General features: G+C 70.2%; 17 protein-coding genes. 5 read left to right on the forward strand and 12 right to left on the reverse strand.

The genetic code is table 11. From position 1 onward, the window contains the following. Positions 1-51: 51 nt before the first annotated feature. From purM to AB0G04_RS13745, 3 genes are all read right to left on the reverse strand, one after another. Positions 52-1,203 (reverse strand): phosphoribosylformylglycinamidine cyclo-ligase, encoded by a 1,152-nt coding sequence (purM, locus tag AB0G04_RS13735; RefSeq protein WP_360981762.1) that lies wholly within the window; start codon positions 1,201-1,203, stop codon positions 52-54. 34 nt (positions 1,204-1,237) lie between these two features. After that, positions 1,238-2,848 carry an amidophosphoribosyltransferase gene (gene purF / locus AB0G04_RS13740; RefSeq protein ID WP_360981764.1) on the reverse strand — a complete coding sequence of 537 codons (1,611 nt, stop codon included), beginning with the start codon at positions 2,846-2,848 and terminating at the stop codon, positions 1,238-1,240. A gap of 100 nt (positions 2,849-2,948) precedes the next feature. After that, entirely contained in the window at positions 2,949-3,308 is a 360-nt protein-coding gene (locus AB0G04_RS13745; protein WP_360981766.1) for a sterol carrier family protein, read from the reverse strand. 316 nt (positions 3,309-3,624) lie between these two features. Between AB0G04_RS13745 and AB0G04_RS13750 the strand changes: the two genes are divergently transcribed. Next, the gene (locus AB0G04_RS13750) at positions 3,625-5,220 is read left to right on the forward strand and encodes a carboxypeptidase-like regulatory domain-containing protein (protein ID WP_360981768.1); all 1,596 of its coding nucleotides are present in this window, start codon (positions 3,625-3,627) and stop codon (positions 5,218-5,220) included. A 61-nt stretch (positions 5,221-5,281) separates the two neighbouring features. Here AB0G04_RS13750 and purL read toward each other — a convergent pair whose 3' ends face one another. Genes purL through purS form a run of 3 tightly spaced genes read right to left on the reverse strand, consistent with a single transcriptional unit; the run spans position 5,282 to position 8,705 of the window. Beyond that, entirely contained in the window at positions 5,282-7,720 is a 2,439-nt protein-coding gene (gene purL / locus AB0G04_RS13755) for a phosphoribosylformylglycinamidine synthase subunit PurL (protein WP_360982277.1), read from the reverse strand. A 32-nt stretch (positions 7,721-7,752) separates the two neighbouring features. Then, positions 7,753-8,454, reverse strand: coding sequence for a phosphoribosylformylglycinamidine synthase subunit PurQ (gene purQ / locus AB0G04_RS13760; protein ID WP_360982279.1), 702 nt, complete (start codon positions 8,452-8,454; stop codon positions 7,753-7,755). Further along, complete coding sequence (purS, locus tag AB0G04_RS13765; RefSeq protein WP_317789226.1) at positions 8,451-8,705, reverse strand: phosphoribosylformylglycinamidine synthase subunit PurS; 255 nt, start codon at positions 8,703-8,705, stop codon at positions 8,451-8,453. Before purS ends, purQ begins: the two co-directional genes overlap by 4 nt. Before the next feature lie 280 nt (positions 8,706-8,985). Between purS and AB0G04_RS13770 the strand changes: the two genes are divergently transcribed. Further along, a complete protein-coding gene (locus tag AB0G04_RS13770) occupies positions 8,986-9,618 on the forward strand; it encodes a trypsin-like serine protease (protein WP_360982281.1) in 633 nt (210 codons plus the stop codon). Positions 9,619-9,672: 54 nt separating this feature from the next. Here the strand turns inward: AB0G04_RS13770 and purB are convergent, their stop codons facing one another. Genes purB through AB0G04_RS13785 form a run of 3 tightly spaced genes read right to left on the reverse strand, consistent with a single transcriptional unit; the run spans position 9,673 to position 12,865 of the window. Beyond that, positions 9,673-11,094: an adenylosuccinate lyase gene (gene purB, locus AB0G04_RS13775; RefSeq protein ID WP_360981770.1), complete on the reverse strand. Its 1,422-nt coding sequence runs from the start codon at positions 11,092-11,094 to the stop codon at positions 9,673-9,675. Then, a complete protein-coding gene (locus AB0G04_RS13780; RefSeq protein ID WP_360981772.1) occupies positions 11,091-12,338 on the reverse strand; it encodes an MFS transporter in 1,248 nt (415 codons plus the stop codon). The genes purB and AB0G04_RS13780 overlap by 4 nt, the downstream gene beginning before the upstream one ends. Further along, positions 12,335-12,865 (reverse strand): helix-turn-helix domain-containing protein, encoded by a 531-nt coding sequence (locus AB0G04_RS13785; protein ID WP_360981774.1) that lies wholly within the window; start codon positions 12,863-12,865, stop codon positions 12,335-12,337. The genes AB0G04_RS13780 and AB0G04_RS13785 overlap by 4 nt, the downstream gene beginning before the upstream one ends. 127 nt (positions 12,866-12,992) lie before the next feature. On the opposite strand from AB0G04_RS13785, the gene AB0G04_RS13790 reads away from it, so the two are divergent. Continuing rightward, positions 12,993-13,445: an SCP2 sterol-binding domain-containing protein gene (locus AB0G04_RS13790; RefSeq protein ID WP_360981776.1), complete on the forward strand. Its 453-nt coding sequence runs from the start codon at positions 12,993-12,995 to the stop codon at positions 13,443-13,445. Between the two features lie 80 nt (positions 13,446-13,525). Here AB0G04_RS13790 and AB0G04_RS13795 read toward each other — a convergent pair whose 3' ends face one another. Next, positions 13,526-14,170, reverse strand: a complete 645-nt coding sequence (locus AB0G04_RS13795; RefSeq protein WP_360981778.1) for a response regulator transcription factor — start codon at positions 14,168-14,170, stop codon at positions 13,526-13,528. Next, positions 14,167-15,423, reverse strand: a complete 1,257-nt coding sequence (locus AB0G04_RS13800) for a sensor histidine kinase (RefSeq protein WP_360981780.1) — start codon at positions 15,421-15,423, stop codon at positions 14,167-14,169. The genes AB0G04_RS13795 and AB0G04_RS13800 overlap by 4 nt, the downstream gene beginning before the upstream one ends. Positions 15,424-15,598: 175 nt before the next feature. Here AB0G04_RS13800 and AB0G04_RS13805 point away from each other — a divergent pair, with 175 nt between their 5' ends. Continuing rightward, positions 15,599-16,180, forward strand: coding sequence for a hypothetical protein (locus AB0G04_RS13805; protein ID WP_360981782.1), 582 nt, complete (start codon positions 15,599-15,601; stop codon positions 16,178-16,180). Here the strand turns inward: AB0G04_RS13805 and purD are convergent. Next, complete coding sequence (purD, locus tag AB0G04_RS13810; RefSeq protein WP_360981784.1) at positions 16,170-17,411, reverse strand: phosphoribosylamine--glycine ligase; 1,242 nt, start codon at positions 17,409-17,411, stop codon at positions 16,170-16,172. The genes AB0G04_RS13805 and purD overlap by 11 nt on opposite strands. A gap of 91 nt (positions 17,412-17,502) precedes the next feature. Between purD and AB0G04_RS13815 the strand changes: the two genes are divergently transcribed. Continuing rightward, on the forward strand, positions 17,503-18,795 hold the full coding sequence (locus tag AB0G04_RS13815; protein WP_360981786.1) for an adenylosuccinate synthase: 1,293 nt from the start codon (positions 17,503-17,505) through the stop codon (positions 18,793-18,795).

Raw genomic sequence — 18,795 nt, forward strand, 5'->3', positions numbered from 1 at the left:
CACGCGGATCATTTCACGTTCGGACTATTGCGAACCAGAATCACTTTCCGGTCAGCCCCGGGTGTACGACCCCAGCATCTGCACCTCGCCGGAGCCCTCGACGACCTCACCGACCTGCCAGGCCTCGACCCCACGGCCGGTCAGGTAGGCCATCGCCCGGTCCGCGTCGTCGGACGAGACGACCGCGAACATGCCGACACCCATGTTGAAGGTGGCCTCCATCTCCGAGTCCTCGATCCGGCCCTTGGCCTGGATCAGGTCGAAGATCGGCTGCGGGCGCCAGGTCGACCGGTCCACCACGGCGTCCATGGTGGTGGGGAGAACCCGGTTCAGGTTGCCGGGGATACCTCCGCCGGTCACGTGCGAGAACGCCCGGACGTCGGTCTCCTCGATCAGGCCCAGGCAGTCCTTGGCGTAGATCTTGGTGGGGGTGAGCAGTTCCTCGCCCAGAGTGCGCTGGGTGCCGAAGTCGTCGACCACGGTGTCCAGGCGCATCCGGCCGGCGCCGAGGAGCACGTGCCGGACCAGCGAGTAGCCGTTGGAGTGCAGGCCGGACGAGCGCATCGCGATGACCGCGTCGCCCAGCTCGACCCGCTCCTTGCCGAGGATCTCGCTCTCCTCCACCACACCGACACCGGTGGCGGAGACGTCGTACTCGTCGGGACGCAGAACGCCTGGGTGTTCGGCGGTCTCGCCACCGAGCAGCGCGCAACCGGCGTACCGGCAGCCGTCGGCGATACCGGCGCCGATTTCGGCCACCTTGTCCGGGACGACCTCACCGCAGGCGATGTAGTCGAGCAGGAACAGCGGCTCGGCACCACACGCCACCAGGTCGTCGACGACCATGGCGACCAGGTCGATGCCGATCGTGTCGTGGATGTCGAGCTGCTGCGCGATCACCAGCTTGGTGCCGACGCCGTCGGTGGACGACGCGAGGATCGGGCTCTTGTACTTGGCGGTGTTCAGCCGGAACAGGCCGGAGAAGCCACCCAGGTCACCGATCACCTCGGGCCGGGTAGTCTTCCGGACCTTCGACTTGAGCAGCTCGACGGCCCGGTCACCGGCCTCGATGGAGACACCCGCGGCGGCATACGTGGCCGAGCGCTTGCGCGGTCCGCGTGCTGAGCCGGCCGTCCAAGGCTGACGGTCGCCTCCCTCGGCGCCGTTGGATCCGGCACTGTTGCGCTCGGACACGTGGGTCACGGTTCTCCCCTTAGCGGTTCTGTATAACTCAAGGTCACGGGTGGTGCAGCGCGGTCGCGCCGCCAGGGCTGGCGACCAGCGGCTCCGTTGCCGGACGGTCGTCGGTCGCGTGCTCGCGGGCCTCGTAGCCGGCCTCGAGGTCGGCTACGGCCGCAGTGGCCGCCTCGGAGGTGGCACCGGGCATCGACGCGCGCCGGCCGACACCCTCCAGGACGTGCTTGCCGATCAGGTCACCGGCCGGCAGCTCGATCGGGTACTCCCCGTCGAAGCAGGCCATGCAGAGCCGGGACTTCGGCTGCTCGGTCGCCTGGACCAGGTTGTCGAGCGACACATAACCCAGACTGTCGGCGCCGATCGAGCGGCGGATCCCGTCGAGCTCCAGGCCGTTGGCGATCAGCTCGGCACGGGTCGCGAAGTCGATGCCGTAGAAGCACGGCCACTTCACCGGCGGTGACGAGATCCGGACATGGATCTCCAGCGCGCCGGCCTCGCGCAGCATGCGGATCTGGGCACGCTGGGTGTTGCCGCGGACGATCGAGTCGTCGATCACGACGATCCGCTTGCCGCGGACCACCTCGCGCAGCGGGTTCAGCTTCAGCCGGATGCCGAGCTGACGGATGGTCTGCGACGGCTGGATGAAGGTGCGGCCGACATAGGCGTTCTTCATGAAGCCGGCGCTGTACGGAATACCGGACGCCTCGGCGTAACCGATCGCGGCCGGGATGCCCGACTCCGGCACACCGATCACCAGGTCCGCCTCGACCGGGTGCTCCTTGGCCAGCTTGCGGCCCACCTCGACACGCGCCGAGTAGACGTTGCGGCCGGCGATCGTGGTGTCCGGACGGGCCAGGTAGACGTACTCGAAGAGGCAGCCCTTGGGTTCGGGTGCGGCGAAGCGGCTGGACCGCAGGCCGTGCTCGTCGATCGCGATGATCTCGCCGGGCTCGACCTCGCGGACGAAGCTGGCACCGGTGATGTCCAGTGCGGCGGTCTCGCTGGCGACCACCCAGCCACGCTCCATCCGGCCCAGCACGAGCGGGCGGACACCCTGGGCGTCACGGGCGGCGTAGAGGGTGTGCTCGTCCATGAAGACGAAGCTGAAGGCACCCCGCAGGGTCGGCAGCAGTTCCATCGCGGCAGCCTCGACCGAGAGGTCCGGGCGGCCGGCCAGCAGCGTGGTGACCAGGGCGGTGTCGGAGGTGGAGTCACCCACCTCGAGGCCGCGGTCGGCGACCTCCTTCGCCAGCTCGGCGGTGTTGACCAGGTTGCCGTTGTGCGCCAGCGCGATGGTCGTACCGGCCGGGGTGGCGCGGATGGTGGGCTGGGCGTTCTCCCAGTTGGAGCCACCGGTGGTGGAGTACCGCGCGTGGCCGATCGCCAGGTGGCCGCGGAGGCTCGCGAGCGTCGGCTCGTCGAACACCTGCGAGACCAGGCCGATGTCCTTGTAGACCACCACGCCGGACCCGTCGCTCACCGCGATCCCGGCGGCTTCCTGCCCGCGGTGCTGCAGTGCGTAGAGGCCGAAGTAGGTGAGTTTGGCGACCTCTTCCTCGGGGGCCCAGACGCCGAAGACGCCGCAGGCATCCTGGGGGCCGCGCTCCTGGGGGTCGAGATCGTCGGTCAAACGGCCGTCGCCTCGGGGCACCTGCTCGCTCCCTCATGTCGGGGTCTGCACGGACCGCGAACTCGCTGGTCCGTCCGACCGACCAGTGTACGCGAGCCCGGCGGAAGGGCACCCGGGCTCGTCAGCCGGAGAGCGGCAGGTACTCGGTGATGTCCGTCCGGATCCCACTGGCCCGGAGACGACCGTCACGCATCGCGTCGTCCCACCCGATCCGGCCGGTGGCCACGAGCAGCCAGGTCTTCGGATCCGTTTCGACCACATTGGGCGGTGTGCCGCGGGTGTGCCGCGGTCCGGCGACGCACTGAATCGCACCGAAAGGTGGAACTCGTACCTCCACCGAACGGCCAGGCGCTCGCCGGGACAACTCGGTCAGTAGTGCTCGCACGGCGTCACGCAGCACCGCACGGTCGGGCTCGACACCCCGGTCAAGCGCGTCCAACGCCTCGGCCACCGACTCAGATTTACTGTGCGCAGGAGACATGTCGGGACGATACGACCCGAGTTGAGGAGAACGGCACACCGCCCTGGGTCGCGTAAGTGACATACGACAAGGCATAGTTGCCGACGGTGTACACGTCGTGGGATCCACCGGACATCGAAGGAACCGGGGACCGCGCGACCGGAAGGCGGTGGACGTGACAACGCACCTACGAGCCCGGACGGCCCAGGCCGGTGCGTTCCTGGCACTGGTACTCGGGGTATTGACCGGCGTACAAGCTCCAGCCCTGGCTGACGACCCGACCGTGAACATCGAGCGGGTGTCGCCGACGACCGTAGCCTCCGGCGCTACTGTAACCATGAAGTTTACCGTCAGTGACCCCGGGCCCGGTGAAGGGGGCGGGGAACCGCAGCTGGACATCACCGTCAGCGGGATGAACTGCGGTTGCGACTCGCGCGAGCGGATCGACGGGAACAGAACCTTCGACGTGACCCTCACCGCCCCGAACGTGGCCGCCGGACAGAAGCGGGACGTCACGATCACCGTCAGTGCCAAGCGGGCCAACGGTGACTCCGCCGAGGACACCGAGCGCGTGACGGTCGAGGGCCCGGCCGCTCCGACGACCGTGCGGCTGGTCACCGGACGGATCAAGGACGACAGCGGCGCCCGGGTCTCCGGCGTCAAGGTCGTGATGAAGGACTCGGCGGGTCACTCCTACTCCGCCACCACCGACGGCGGCGGCGGCTACACCTTCGCCTCGTCGGACGCCCAGCCGATCGCGGCCGGCAGCATCCAGATCGCCGCGGCCAAGGACGGCTACGAGGCCGCGAACGTGAGCGTGCAGGGCGCCGCCGGCCGGACCGTCAACGTCCCGCTCACCCTCAAGAAGACCGCTGCGGCGACCTCGCCGACGCCGTCCGCCAGTGCCTCCACCAGCGTCGCGGCCACCGAGCCGGCCGACGAGGAGGAGCCCGCCGACGAGGAGACTCAGGGCGTCAACCTGGGTGCGGACACCGACGAGGCCGCAAGCACGAGCGACGACGAGGGCACCAACTGGTTGCTAATCGCGATGGGCGGCCTGCTCGTGGCGGCCGGTATCGGCGCGATGGTGCTGGTCATGATGCGCCGCAAGCGGGCCGAGGAGCTGAGCTCGGACACCGGTCTCGGCACGGCGGTCCCGGCGGCTGCCGGCGGCTTCGACTCCACCCGGGTGGTGGCTCCGGTCGGTGCCGGCCGCGGTGGTGACGCCACGATGATCGCTCCTGCCGCCGGTATGGGTGGCGGACTCCCCGCCGGTCTGGCCGACGCTCCCACGATGATCCACCGGCCGGTCGAGGACGAGTTCCCGGACCCGTACGGCGCTCCGCTGCCCCCGGGCGGTGGCTACGGCGGCGGGAACCAGTGGGAGGACCCGCAGCAGGGTGGCGGCAACTACGGCGGCGGTGGCAACTACGGGGCCACGCAGACGTACGGGCAGCAGCCGGGCGGCGGGAACTACGGCGCCCAGGCCGGTCCGCAGCGCTACGACGAGCACACCAACATGTACCAGCCCGAGCAGCCGCAGCAGCCCGCGCAGCCGCAGCGCTACGACGAGCACACCAGCATGTACCAGCCGGAGCAGGGCGCCAACTACGGCGGCGGCTACGACCAGGCCGGATACGACCAGCAGCAGGGTGGCTACGACCAGGGCTGGAACGGTCAGGACGCCGGCGGCTACGGCCCGCAGGGTGGTTACGACCAGGGCGGCTACCCCCCGCAGGGCGGTAACTACGGCGGCGGCTACGACCAGGCCGGATACGACCAGCAGCAGGCTGGCTACCCCCAGCAGGGCGGTAACTACGGTGGCGGCTACGAGCAGCAGCAGCCGCCGCCGCCGGGCGGTTACCCGCAGCAGGGTGGCGGCGCCTATGGCAACAACCCCCAGCGCCCGAACCGGGACTGGACGGACGACTGACGTAACGGCATATGAAGAGGGCCCCGCGCGATTCGCGCGGGGCCCTCTTCATATCTGCTGATCAGGCGTCGGCAGGCGGGGCGATCGGCCCACCCGGAGCCTGCGGGCTCAGTTCCAGCGTCACCGAGCGGACCTCGCCGGACGTTACCGGAGCGGCCTCCTCCTCGCCGGCGTGCCGGTTCACCAGTTCGGCAGTGCCGCCGAACAGGTTGCGCAGCGTCGCCGACCAAACCTCACGCAGCTCGTCCAGCGGGATGGTGAACTGGCCTTCCACCTGCAGTGCCGCCTCCTCGGAGGTGACACCGAGCGGGGTGACCGGAACACCGTGCTCGGCCGCGAGGGCAAGGAACGCCTTGTCGTGGCCGCGCGGCACGGCCACCAGTGCACGGCCGGCCGACTCGCTGAACAGGTGGACGAACGGCGAGTTGCCGTCCTCCGGGAAGGTCACCTTCGCGCCGACACCGTGGCGCAGCGTGCTTTCCACAAGCACCTGGGCCAGGCCGCCGTCGGAGAGGTCGTGCGCCGCGCTGACCAGGCCGGACTTCGACGCCTGGATCATCACCTTGCCGAGCGCCTGCTCCGCCGCGAGGTCGGCCTTCGGCGGGCGTCCGCCGAGGTGCCCGTGGGTCACCCAGGCCCACTCCGAGCCGGAGAGCTCCACGCGGGTCTCGCCGAGCAGGAAGAGCAGGTCGCCACCGGCCTTGGCCGGCCGCGGGAAGCCCATCGGGACGCGGCGGGCCACGTCGTCGAAGACGCCGAGCACGCCGACCACCGGGGTCGGGTGAATCGCGGCGGCGCCGGTCTGGTTGTAGAAGCTGACGTTGCCGCCGGTCACCGGGGTGCCCAGCTGCAGGCAGCCGTCGGCGAGACCACGGGTGGCCTCGGCGAACTGCCACATCACGTGCGGGTCCTCGGGCGAGCCGAAGTTGAGGCAGTCGGTGACCGCGACCGGCTCGGCGCCGGTGACGGCGACGTTCCGGTACGCCTCGGCGAGCGCGAGCTTGGCACCCTCGTACGGGTCGAGGCGGGCGAACCGCCCGTTCCCGTCGACGGACAGCGCCACCCCGAGGCCGGTCTCCTCGTCGATCCGCAGCACGCCGGAGTCCTCCGGCTGGGCCATGATCGTGTTGCCGAGGACGTACCGGTCGTACTGCTCGGTGACCCAGGTCTTGTCGCACAGGTTCGGCGACGCGGCCATGCGCAGCAGGGTGGCCCGCAGTTCGTCGCCGGTGCTGGGACGCGGCAGCGTCTCGGCCCGGTCGGCCTGCAGCAGCATCACGTCGTTCGGCTCCCGGAACGGCCGGTTGTAGACCGGGCCGTCGTCGGCGAGCGAGCCCGGCGGCACGTCGACGACGACGTGGTCGTTCCAGGTGATCAGGAGGCGGCCCGGGGTGCCGTCCGCGGCGGCCGCGGTGACCTCGCCGATGGCGGTGGCCCAGACGCCCCACTTCTCGGCGACCTTCAGCACGGCGTCGAGGTTCTCCGGCGTGACGATCAGGAGCATGCGCTCCTGCGACTCGCTGGCCAGGATCTCGGTCGGCGACATCGAGGCCTCACGCAGCGGAACCCGCTCGAGCCAGACCCGCATGCCGGTGCCGGCCGCCGCGGCGGTCTCGGTCAGCGCGCAGGTGAGGCCGGCGCCGCCGAGGTCCTGAATGCCGGAGACGAGTCCGGCGTCGTAGAGCTCGAGGCAGCTCTCGATCAGCAGCTTCTCCATGAACGGGTCGCCGACCTGCACCGACGGGCGGCGCTGTTCGGCTTCCTCGTCGAAGGTGGCCGACGCCAGCACGGAGACACCACCGATGCCGTCCCGGCCGGTCCGCGCACCGAGCAGCACGACGATGTTGCCGGTGCCGGTGGCTTCCTTCTTCTGCAGCCGCTCGACCGGCAGGACGCCGATGCTGAGCGCGTTGACGAGCGGGTTGCCCTGGTAGCACGGGTCGAAGACGATCTCGCCACCGATGTTCGGCAGGCCGAGGCAGTTGCCGTACCCGCCGATGCCGGCCACGACGCCGGGCAGCACCCGGGCGGTGTCGGGGTGGTCGGCCGCGCCGAAGCGCAGCGGGTCCATCACGGCGATCGGTCGCGCGCCCATGGCCAGGATGTCGCGGACGATGCCGCCGACCCCGGTCGCCGCACCCTGGTAGGGCTCGACGTAGCTGGGGTGGTTGTGCGACTCGACCTTGAAGGTGACCGCGATCTTGTCGGAGATCTGCACCACACCGGCGTTCTCACCGATACCGGCGAGCATCCGTACGCTCTGCGGGGCCTTCTCGCTGAACTGCTTCAGGTGCACCTTGCTCGACTTGTACGAGCAGTGCTCACTCCACATGATCGAGTACATCGCCAGCTCGGAGGCGGTCGGCCGGCGACCGAGGATCTCGCGGATCTTGGCGTACTCGTCGTCCTTCAGGCCGAGATCGGCGAAGGGCTGCAACTCGTCCGGAGACTTCTCCGCCCGCTCGACGGTGTCGGGCTCGTCGGAGCCGGTGGCGAGCACGTCGGTCGCAGCGAAGCCACTCTGCTGCGTCGTCACTGTTGTCCCCCTGCGAGCTGACCGTCCTTCGCCAGACTGCGCAGGACTGAGGTGAAGAAGCCGAGGCCGTCCAGCGACGGGCCGGTCAGCGCCTCCACGGCGTGTTCCGGGTGCGGCATGATGCCGACGACGTTGCCGGCCTCGTTGGTGATGCCCGCGATGTCGCGCTGGGAGCCGTTCGGGTTGCCGTTGATGTAGCGGGCGATGACCCGGCCCTCGGCCTCGAGCGCGTCGAGCGTCCTGGTGTCCGCGACGAAGCAGCCCTCACCGTTCTTCACCGGGATCAGGATGTCCTGACCGGGGGTGAAGCCGTTGGTCCAGGCGGTGTTGGTGGCCTCGACCTTGAGCCACTGGTCGCGGTTGCGGAAGTGCAGGTGCTGGTTCCGGGTCAGGGCGCCGGGCAGCAGGTGCGCCTCGCACAGGACCTGGAAACCGTTACAGATGCCGAGCACGGGCAGACCGCCCCGTGCGGCGTCGATGATGGACTCCATCACCGGCGCGAACCTGGCGATGGCGCCGCAGCGCAGATAGTCGCCGTAAGAGAAACCGCCGGGAAGGACGACCGCGTCGACGCCGTGCAGATCCGGGTCGCCGTGCCAGAGGCGGACGGCCTCGGCGCCGGCGATCCGGGCGGCGCGGGCGGCGTCCCCGTCGTCGAGTGAACCCGGGAAGGTGACCACACCGATCCGCATGGTCAGGCGACCTCCGCCGCAGCGCCTTCGACACGGATCTCGAAGTCCTCGATCACCGGGTTGGCGAGGAGCTTGTCAGCGATCTCACGGGCCCGGTCAAGGTCGGGTTCCCCGGTGAAATCGATCTCGATCCGGCGGCCGATGCGGACAGAAGAGACATCGGTGACGCCGAGCCGGGGCAGCGCGTTCGCCACCGCTTGACCCTGCGGGTCCAGGATCTCCGGCTTGAGCATGACGTCGACCACGACGCGAGCCACGGGCACTCCTGACTGATAGGTGTAAGCAGCCCGAAGCCTACCCGGTGGGGCCCGCGCACGAGCCGGGGGCCGGTGTCGGCAGCCCGACCCGAGCGTCATTTGAGCTGGGCATGCACGTACGCTGCCGGCCCATCACCCAGTGATATGTATCAATTGGACTCTGCCGCCGGCGGTGAACCCGGCTTAGTTTGCATTCGTCGATCTCGATTAACTTTCCCCAGAAGGAGATCTCGACGTGCGCATTCGACTCCTCGCCGCCGTAGCCGGCGCCGTCACCGCACTGGTCGCCCCCGCCGCAGCCCACGCCGACGAGCCCGTTACCCCGTACATCATCGGAGGCGGCACCGTCTCCTCCGCACCGTGGGCCGCCGCGGTCCTGAGCAACGGAAACTTCACCTGCTCCGGCACCATCATCTCGGCGAACTACGTGCTCACCGCCCGGCACTGCGTCAGCGGAACCATGTCGGTACGCGTCGGCAGCGTCAACCGCACCTCGGGCGGCGTCACCCGGACCGTGGCGTCCTCGTCCACCCGTTACGACCTGGCCCTGCTGCGTCTGAGCAGCTCGGTCAGCACCACCTACATGCCGCTGTCCAGCGCGTACCCGCCGGTCGGCTCGACCAACAGCATCTACGGCTGGGGCATGACCTGCTACTCCGGCTGCTCGGCGTCGACCGTGCTGAAGACCGCCACGGTGCGGGTCACCTCGACCAACCAGACCGACGCGTACGGCGGCCGGGCGATCGGTAGCACCCGCATCAACGGCAACGCGTGGCGTGGTGACTCGGGTGGCCCGCAGGTCTACAACGGAGCCCAGGTGGGCGTCGCGTCGACCGCGGACGGCCAGAGCCGCCAGTACTACGGCAGTGTCGCCTACAACCGGGCGTGGATCACCTCGGTGGCCGGCGTCTAGCGGACGGGGGTGTGCGGAGTTCGGGTGCACAGCGCGCCCGGGCTCCGCACGCACTCACAGGATCGGCGCGGGGGCGTACCCGGCGGCCGATGGATGCTGAGCCACGATCTCGCCGATCCGCGCGGCAACCGCCTGGACCTGAGCCGGCGCCGCGCCGACGAACGCCGCCCGGTCGGCCACCAGCGAGTCGATCTCCGCGCGGGAGAGCCGCAGCCGCTCGTCCGCCGCGAGGCGGTCGAAGAGGTCGTTGACCGCCGCACCCTTCTCCCGCATGGCCAGGGCCACGCCGACCGCGTGCTCCTTGATCACCTCGTGCGCGACCTCCCGGCCGACGCCCTTGCGCACCGCCGCGACCAGCACCTTCGTGGTCGCCAGGAAGGGCAGGAAGCGGTCCAGCTCGCGGCCGATCACCGCGGGGTACGCCCCGAACTCGTCGAGCACGGTGAGGAACGTCTGGAACAGCCCGTCGGCGGCGAAGAACGCGTCCGGCAGAGCCACCCGGCGCACCACCGAGCAGGAGACGTCACCCTCGTTCCACTGGTCGCCGGCCAGCTCGCCGACCATCGACAGGTAACCGCGGACGATCACCGCAAGACCGTTGACCCGCTCCGACGACCTGGTGTTCATCTTGTGCGGCATCGCCGAGGAGCCGACCTGGCCGGGCTTGAAGCCTTCGGTGACCAGTTCCTGGCCGACCATCAGACGGATCGTGGTGGCCAGCGACGACGGGCCCGCAACGATCTGAGCGAGCGCGGAGACCACGTCGAAGTCGAGCGAGCGCGGGTAGACCTGGCCGACGCTGGACAGCACCCGGGCGAAGCCGAGGTGCTCAGCGACCTTCTTCTCCAGGTCCGCGGCCTTCTCGAAGGAGCCGTCGAAAAGGTCGAGCTGGTCGGCGGCGGTACCGACCGGGCCCTTGATGCCACGCAGCGGGTAACGGCCGATCAGGTCGTCGAGCCGCTCGTACGCGATGAGCAGCTCCTCGGCGGCCGAGGCGAACCGCTTGCCGAGCGTGGTGGCCTGCGCCGCGACGTTGTGCGAGCGGCCGGTCATCACCAGGTCGGAATGCTCGACCGCGAGCGCGGCCAGGCGGGCCAGCGCGGCCACCACGCGGTCACGGATCAGTTCGAGCGAGGCCCGGATCTGCAGCTGCTCGACGTTCTCGGTGAGGTCGCGGGAGGTCATTCCCTTGTGGATCTGCTCGAAGCCGGCCAGCTCGGAGAACTCCTCGATGCGGGCCTTCACGTCGTGCCGGGTGATCCGCTCGCGTGCGGCGATCGACGCCAGGTCGACCTGGTCGAGCACCGCCTCGTAGGCCTCGACGGCACCTTCCGGCACGTCCACACCGAGATCACGCTGGGCCTTGAGGACCGCCAGCCAGAGCTTGCGCTCCATCCGGATCTTCTCCTCCGGGGACCAGAGGGTGACGAGGTCGGCGGAGGCGTACCGGGCGGCGAGCACGTTCGGGATGGTCACGGGACCGATTCTGTCACGGCCTGGGGCCGGTCCTCCGGCAGCCGGTGACGCAGGGTGCGGACATCACGGCTGGTGAGCATGCCGGCCACGGCCACCGTGGCCACCGCCCCGGCGCCGACCAGTGTCGCTTCCAGCCCCACCCCATGGGCGATCGGCCCGACGGCCACCTCACCGACGGGCATCGCGATGAAAGAGCCGACCATGTCGTACGAGTAGACGCGCGCCAACCGATCCGCGGGCACGTGCTCCTGCATCGTGGTGTCCCAGGCGACCGCGAACTGCTCCAGCATCACCCCCGCCACGAAGGACACGGCCAGCAGCGCCCAGAGACGTGGGTAGACACCGAGCACGAACAACTGGAGAGCCATGCCGAAGCAGCTCACCACGCCGACCAGCAGCAACCGGCGCACCCGCAGCCGGATCGCCAGCAGGCCGCCGACGATCATGCCGACGGTTTCGGCGGCGAGCACCAGACCCCACGCCTGCCGGCCGATCGTCTCGTCGGCGACGGCCGGCCCGAGCACGTACAACCCGCCGCTCCAGGCGCCGTTGAGAACCGCGAATCCGGCCACCACCACCCAGAGCCAGGTGCGGGAGCGGAACTCCGACCAGCCGATCCGCAGGTCGGCGAAGACGTTCGGACGTTCGCCGGACGGCTTCGCGGGCGCGGCCACCCGCACCCCGGCGAAGCAGAGCGCGGAGACGAGGAAGGTGGCCGCGTCGACGGCGAGGCCGACGCCCGGGCTGGTGGTCGCGACCAGCACGCCGGCCAGCGAGGCGCCACCGACCAGGGCGCCGTTGATGGCGATCCGGTGCAGGGCGTTGGCCGGCAGCCGCACCGCCTCGTCGACGGTCTGCGGCAGCAGTGCCGCGCTGGCCGGCAGGGCGAGTGCACTGGTCATGCCGTTGACCACGGACAGCGCGATCAGCAGCGGGATCGTCGCGTTGCCGGTGAGCACCAGGGCGGCGACCACGGCCTGCACCGCCCCGGCGGCCACGCTGGACCCGACCATCAGCAGGTGGCGTGGCAGCCGGTCGGCCAGCACCCCGCCGAAGAGCAGGAACAGCACGTTCGCCAGGCTGCGGGCGCCGACGACGAGGCCCAGATCCCGGGTCGAACCGGTCAGATCGAGGACGGCGAAGGCCAGGGCGATCGGCGCGATCGCGTTGCCGAGCGCATTGACGGTCCGGCCGGCGAGCAGGAAGCGGAACGGGACATGACGCAGGGGGGCGAGCGCGTTCACTCCGCCTCCTCCTGTCGCAGCTGGAACATCGCCACCGTGGTGCTGGTGCGAACGGTGCCGGGGGTGCGTGGCGGCCGGGCGGCCCGGTGCAGGTCCTCGACGGCCGCCGAGATCCGGTCGCGGATGCCCAGCCACACGTCGGGGTCGACCCAGAAGTCACCGTCGGCGTATTGGCCGGCGCCCTCGACGAAGCGGGCGTCCGAGCTGCGCCGGATCAACTCGTGGGCGAGCGTGGCGAGCGCGGCGCGGCGTTGCTCGTCGGACCAGGGTGTACGGGGCTCGCTGTGTACGTCGTACCGGTATCTCTTGGCCACACCACCGCGGATCTTCTCCTCGCTGGCCACCACGATCAGTCCGCCGGAGAGAAGGTTGCGCAGGTGGTAACTGGCGTTGGCATGGGTGAGCCCCAGCTCGCGGGCGACCTCGGCCGCGGTCATCTCGGCGCCGGTCAGCAGCGACATGATCTGCAGCCGGACCGGATGGGCCAGCGCTCGGAGCGCAGCCGTCTCGCCATCTCCCAAAGACATGTTGGGCAGTTTAGGGATACGCCGCCCCGACTGTCCAATGGTTGTTTGGGAGTGGCACACTGCACGGACACGCGGCAATCTCGCTGAAGTTACCGACGAGTAAACCGGCATTTCGAAAGGCTTAGCGATGACTGATTTCAGCCCCGAGGCGCTCTCCGCGATCGGCCCGAAGGAGTTCACTCAGCTCGTCAAGTCGACGCCGGACTCCAAGATCACTGAGGTGATGGCCTCGGAGAAGCGCACGAAGATCCTCGACGAGGTCTTCAACCGGATGCCCACCCTCTTCCGCGCGGACCGGGCCGGCGACACCGCCACCGTGATCCACTGGATCATCACCGGCGGCCCCCAGGGCGCCTCGGACACCTACGAGACGGTGATCGAGAACGCGACCTGCACCGTGACGAGTACCCCCGTGCGGGAGCCGAAGCTCGCAATGACCATGGACGGCTTGACCTTCCTCAAGATCGTCTCCGGCACCGGCAACCCGGTGATGCTGTTCATGACCGGGAAGATCAAGACCAAGGGCGACGTCACTCTCGCCACCACCATCCCGAAGCTCTTCAACATCCCGAAGGGCTGAAAGCCCCGGCTGCGCGGTACCGCTGTCTCAGCAGCGCTGAGACAGCGGTCAGAGCCGGCCGGGGGTGTGGTGGCCCGGGGTCAGAGCAGGCCGTGGTCGCGGGCGTAGATGGCGGCCTGGGTCCGGTCCCGCAGCCCCAGCCGGGACAGGATGTTCGAGACGTGGTTCTTGACCGTCCCCTCACTTACGAACAGTCGCGTAGCGATCTCGCGGTTCGTGGCACCCCGGGCGATCAGGCGCAGGACGGCCTGTTCCCGCTCGGTCAGGTCGGTCCGTGGCGTCGTCGGCACCGAGCCGCGGTCCAGCGCCGTGACGAGCCGCTGCAGCACCGCGCTGTCGTGCTGGTCGACACCGGCCCGGGCCAGCCGGACCGCCCGTGCCAGGTCCTTCGGCGGCAGGTCCTTCAGCAGGTAGCCGCCGGTGCCGGCCCGGAGCGCGCGGACGACGTACTCCTCGTCGTCGAAGGTCGTCAGCATCAGCACCCGGCAGGCCGGCAGCCGCTCCCGCAGCAGTTCCGCGGCCCGCAGGCCGTCCAGAACCGGCATCCGGACGTCCATCAGCACCACGTCCGGGTGGGTCGCCAGGGCCAGCTCCACCGCGGCGCGACCGTCCGCGGCGGTGCCCACCACCTCGATGCCCGGCTCGATGCCCAGCAGCGAGGCGATGCCTTCCCGGATCAGCGCCTGGTCGTCGGCCACCAGCACGCGCACCGGCTCGTCGGTCATCGGGCCGCTGCCGGGACGCTCGCGGTGATCCGCGTGCCGTGGCCGGGGCGCGACTCCACCCGTACGCTCCCGCCCAGCGCCGCGAGACGCTCCCGCATCCCGCTCAGGCCGCCGCCCGAGGTGGCCTCCGGCTCGAAGCCGCGCCCGTCGTCCTCGACCTCGAGCACCGCGTGGTCCCCGGTGCTGCGGACCGCCACCCGGACCAGACCGGCGTCCGCGTGCCGGCGGGCGTTGGTGAGCGCCTCCTGAGCGACCCGGTACAACGCCTCCGAGCCGGCCCGCCTGAGCACGTCCCGGCCACCGAGCCCTTCCGGGCTGCTGAGCCCCGCCGGGCCGCCAGAGTTCTCCGCCTCGCCGAGCTTCTCCGCGCCGCTGAGCTTTTCCGGACCGCCGAAGTTCTCCGCGCCGCCGAGATCGAGGACCACCCGGAAATCCGGTTCGTCGAGCCCTTCGACAAGCGCGTACAAAGCGGTGGCCAGGGAGAACGGCTCGGCTCGGAGGGCGCCGACGGACTCGCGGACCTCCCGCAGGGCACGTGCCGCCGCCCGGCGCGCGTCAGCGACCGCACGATCCGCCGTCGCCGGGTCCAGCTCCCGGAACGCCTCGGCCTTCGCCAGCTGCACGCCGATCGCGGTCAGGTGGTGGCCGACGCTGTCGTGGATGTCGCGGGCCATCCGGTTCCGCTCACTCGCCGCGCTCAGTTCGGCGACCCGCTGCTGCGTCGCCGTCAGCTCCTCCACCAGCCGTTCCGCCTGCAATCGGCTACGCCGTTGCTCGACGGCGACCGCGGCGGTGGCAACGGTCAGGACCAGGCCGATGAAGAGCATGAACAGCTCGGAGACGACCTGCGGATCGGTCCGGCCGCCGGTGACCGTACTGGCCCGGGTCAGCGCCATCACCAGATAGAACACCGCGAACCCGATCCCGGCGGACCGGCCCAGCCAGAAGTACGCGAAGAACGGCACCAGTACGAACAGGGCGCGGGAGAACCCGGCACCGTCGGCCGCGTTCACGACCTCCAGCAGCACGATCCGGACCAGCAGCAACCCGACCGACCAGCGCCGGGTCCGTGGCCGTCTCCAGTCCACCTGTTCGACCACGAGCAGGGCGGCCAGGCCACCGACGAAGAGCGCGAGCTCGCCGCCGGACCAGTCCGGGGCCAGGCCCGCGCCGGCGTAGTAAAGGCCGGTGAGCATGACGGCGACATAGAGAAGCGAGGCCATCCAGCGCAGCGGCGGAGTATCCACAGCCATGACGCCACGCTAGGTGACCGCCACCCGGCCGGACCACCGCCGCGACTGATGTCTGGCCACAGGTCATGTGCCGTTCGGACGTCGCGGCGGGGAGAGAGGCGCCACGCGGCACTGTCCTCGGCCGGGGTGGTCGCGCCAACGTTTCCGGCATCCGCTGGAACGAAGGAGCCGTACCGTGTCCGACCGCTTGCTCTATCGTCTTGCCGCCCTGGCCGGGTTCGCCGGTGGCGGTCTCACCCTGGTGGCCGTCGCCCGCCGGGCCGGACTGATTCCGGAGAACGCCTTCACCCACGCCCTCGCTCCGCCGGCCACCGCCCTGCTGCTGCTCACCCTGACCGCGTTCTACCTGTGTCAGCGGCGCGAGGCCGGACGGCTCGGCCTGGCCGGGTTCGTGCTGAACCACCTGGGACTGAGCGGGCTCTTCGCCATCGAGTTCCTCACCCACGCGGTCCTGCAGTATCTGGACCCGGCGGCCCGGGAGGCGGTGCTCACCGGGCCGGGACGGCCGTACTTCCTGGTGGTGGCCCTCGTCTTCATGGTCGGCGTGCTGCTCTTCGGCATCGCGTCGTGGCGCGCCGGCGTGCTGCCACGCGGCGCGCTCACGTTGTACGTCGCCGGCCTCTGCACGGCCGCGCTGCGTACCTCGGTCCCGGAATGGGCCTACCTGGGCGGGCTGGTCGCCGGGTCCGCGGGCGTCCTGTGGCTGTCGGTCACGCTGCTGCGGGACGCCACGCGGCCGGCGCTCGTCACAGCGTGATGCGTCCCTCGACGGCACGCAGCGCGATGTCGGTGCGGTACTGGGCCCCGTCCAGACGGACGCCCTCGACCAGGGCGTAGGCCGCTTCGCGGGCGCCGGCCAGGTCGGCGCCCGTCGCGGTGACGCTGAGCACCCGGCCACCGGCCGAGACCAGCGCCCCGTCAGCGTTGCGGGCGGTCCCGGCGTGGATGACGCCGGGCCGCTCGGCGCCCTCGATCACGTCGCCGGTCCGGGGCACACCCGGGTAGTTGTGGCTGGCCACGACGACTGTGATGGCCGCGCCGGACTTCCAGGCCAGCGGCCCGTGATCGGCGAGCGTGCCGGTGGCGGCGGCGTTCAGCAGCCCGGCCAGCGGGGTGTCCAGCAGGGCGAGCACCACCTGGGTCTCCGGGTCGCCGAAGCGCGCGTTGAACTCGATCACCTTCGGGCCGTCCGGGGTGAGCGCGAGGCCGACGTAGAGCAGACCGCTGAACGGGGTGCCGCGTTTGCGCATCTCGGCGAGCGTCGGCTCGACGGTCTCCCGCAGTACCCGCTCGGTCAGGTCGGCCGGGGCCCAGTCGAGCGGGGCGTAGGCGCCCATCCCGCCGGTGTTGGGGCCCTCGTCACCGTCGAGCAGGCGCTTGAAGTCCTGCGCGGGCATCAGCGGGGCGACCGCGGTGCCGTCGGTGATCACGAAGAGCGAGACCTCGGGGCCGGGCAGGAACTCCTCGATGACGACCTTGCCGCACGCCTCGGCGTGGATCAGGGCCTCCTCGAGGTCGTCGGTCACGACCACACCCTTGCCGGCGGCCAGCCCGTCGTTCTTCACCACGTACGGCGTGCCGAGTTCCTCAAGGGCTGCCTTGGCCTCGGCGACGGAGGAGCAGTCGAACGAGCGGGCGGTCGGGACGCCGGCGGCGGCCATCACCTCGTTGGCGAACGCCTTGGAGCCCTCCAGCCGGGCAGCGGCGGCTGACGGCCCGAAGCAGGCGATGCCCTTGGCGCGTACCGCGTCGGCGACACCCGCCACCAGCGGTGCCTCTGGGCCGATCACGACGAGGTCGGCGCTCAGCTCGACGGCGAGCGCGGCGACCGCGGCGGGATCGGTGGCTTTGACGTCGTGCAGCTCGGCGACCTGGGCGATACCCGGGTTGCCCGGCGCGGCGGCCAGGAAGTCGACGGACGGGTCGTTGGACAGCCCGACGGCGAGCGCGTGCTCGCGCCCACCGGAGCCGATCAGAAGTACGCGCACGACGGCCCATCCTACCTAGGTGGCCGTCGCGTAAACTTCGGCAGTACCCGGGCTCCTCCAGGTACGACCTTGGGGAAAGGCATATCTAAAAGTGCCGGTGATCGTGTTGGTCGGCGCCCAGTGGGGCGACGAGGGCAAGGGTAAGGCCACGGATCTGCTGGGTGACCGGCTCGACTACGTGGTCAAGTTCAACGGTGGCAACAACGCGGGCCACACCGTCGTCATCGACGGCGAGAAGTACGCACTCCACCTCCTCCCGAGCGGGATCCTCTCCCCGGGGGTCGTACCGGTGATCGGCAACGGCGTAGTCGTCGACCTCAACGTGCTGTTCCAGGAGATCGACGGACTCGAGGCCCGCGGCATCGACACGTCGCGCCTGCGGATCAGCGCGAACGCGCACGTCATCGCCTCGTACAACCGCACTCTGGACAAGGTCACCGAACGGTTCCTCGGCTCACGCCGGATCGGCACGACCGGCCGCGGCATCGGCCCCACCTACGCGGACAAGATGAACCGGGTCGGCATCCGGGTGCAGGACCTCTTCGACGAGTCGATCCTGCGGCAGAAGGTCACGGCCGCCCTGGGCTTCAAGAACCAGGTGCTGTCGAAGATCTACAACCGGACCGGGGCGAAGGTCGAGGACGTCGTCCAGGAGCTGCTGTCGTACGTCGAGCGGCTCCGGCCGTACGTGGCGGACACCGCCCTGGAGCTGTCCCAGGCCATCGACGCCGGCAAGGTCGTACTCTGCGAGGCCGGCCAGGCCACCCTGCTCGACGTGGACCACGGCACGTACCCGTTCGTGACCAGCTCGAACGCGACGTCCGGCGGCGCCTGCACCGGTGCCGGCATCCCGCCGACCAGGATCGACCGCGTGGTGGCCGTGCTCAAGGCGTTCACCACCCGGGTCGGCGAGGGCCCGTTCCCGACCGAACTGCACGACAAGTTCGGCGACTACCTGCGTGAGGTCGGTCACGAGTACGGCACCACCACCGGCCGCCCGCGCCGTATCGGCTGGCTGGACCTGGTGATCGGCCGCTATGCGCAGCGGATCAACGGGGTCACCGACTTCGCGATGACCAAGCTCGACAACTACGACGATCTCGACGAGATCCCGGTCTGCGTGGCCTACGAGGTCAACGGCGTCCGGCACGACGAGATGCCGGTCAACCAGACCGACTTCCACCACGCGGTCCCGATCTACGAGACCCTGCCCGGCTGGAAGAAGGACATCTCCGGCTGCCGCAAGTTCGAGGACCTTCCGCAGGAGGCCCAGGACTTCGTCGAGTTCGTCGAGGCCCGGATCGGTGCCCGGATCTCGATCGTCGGCGTCGGCCCCGGTCGCGAGGCGGTCATCGAGCGGCACTCGGTGCTCGGCGCGGTCTGA

This window comes from Actinoplanes sp. NPDC023801 (assembly GCF_040639655.1).
Classification (GTDB): Bacteria; Actinomycetota; Actinomycetes; order Mycobacteriales; family Micromonosporaceae; genus Actinoplanes.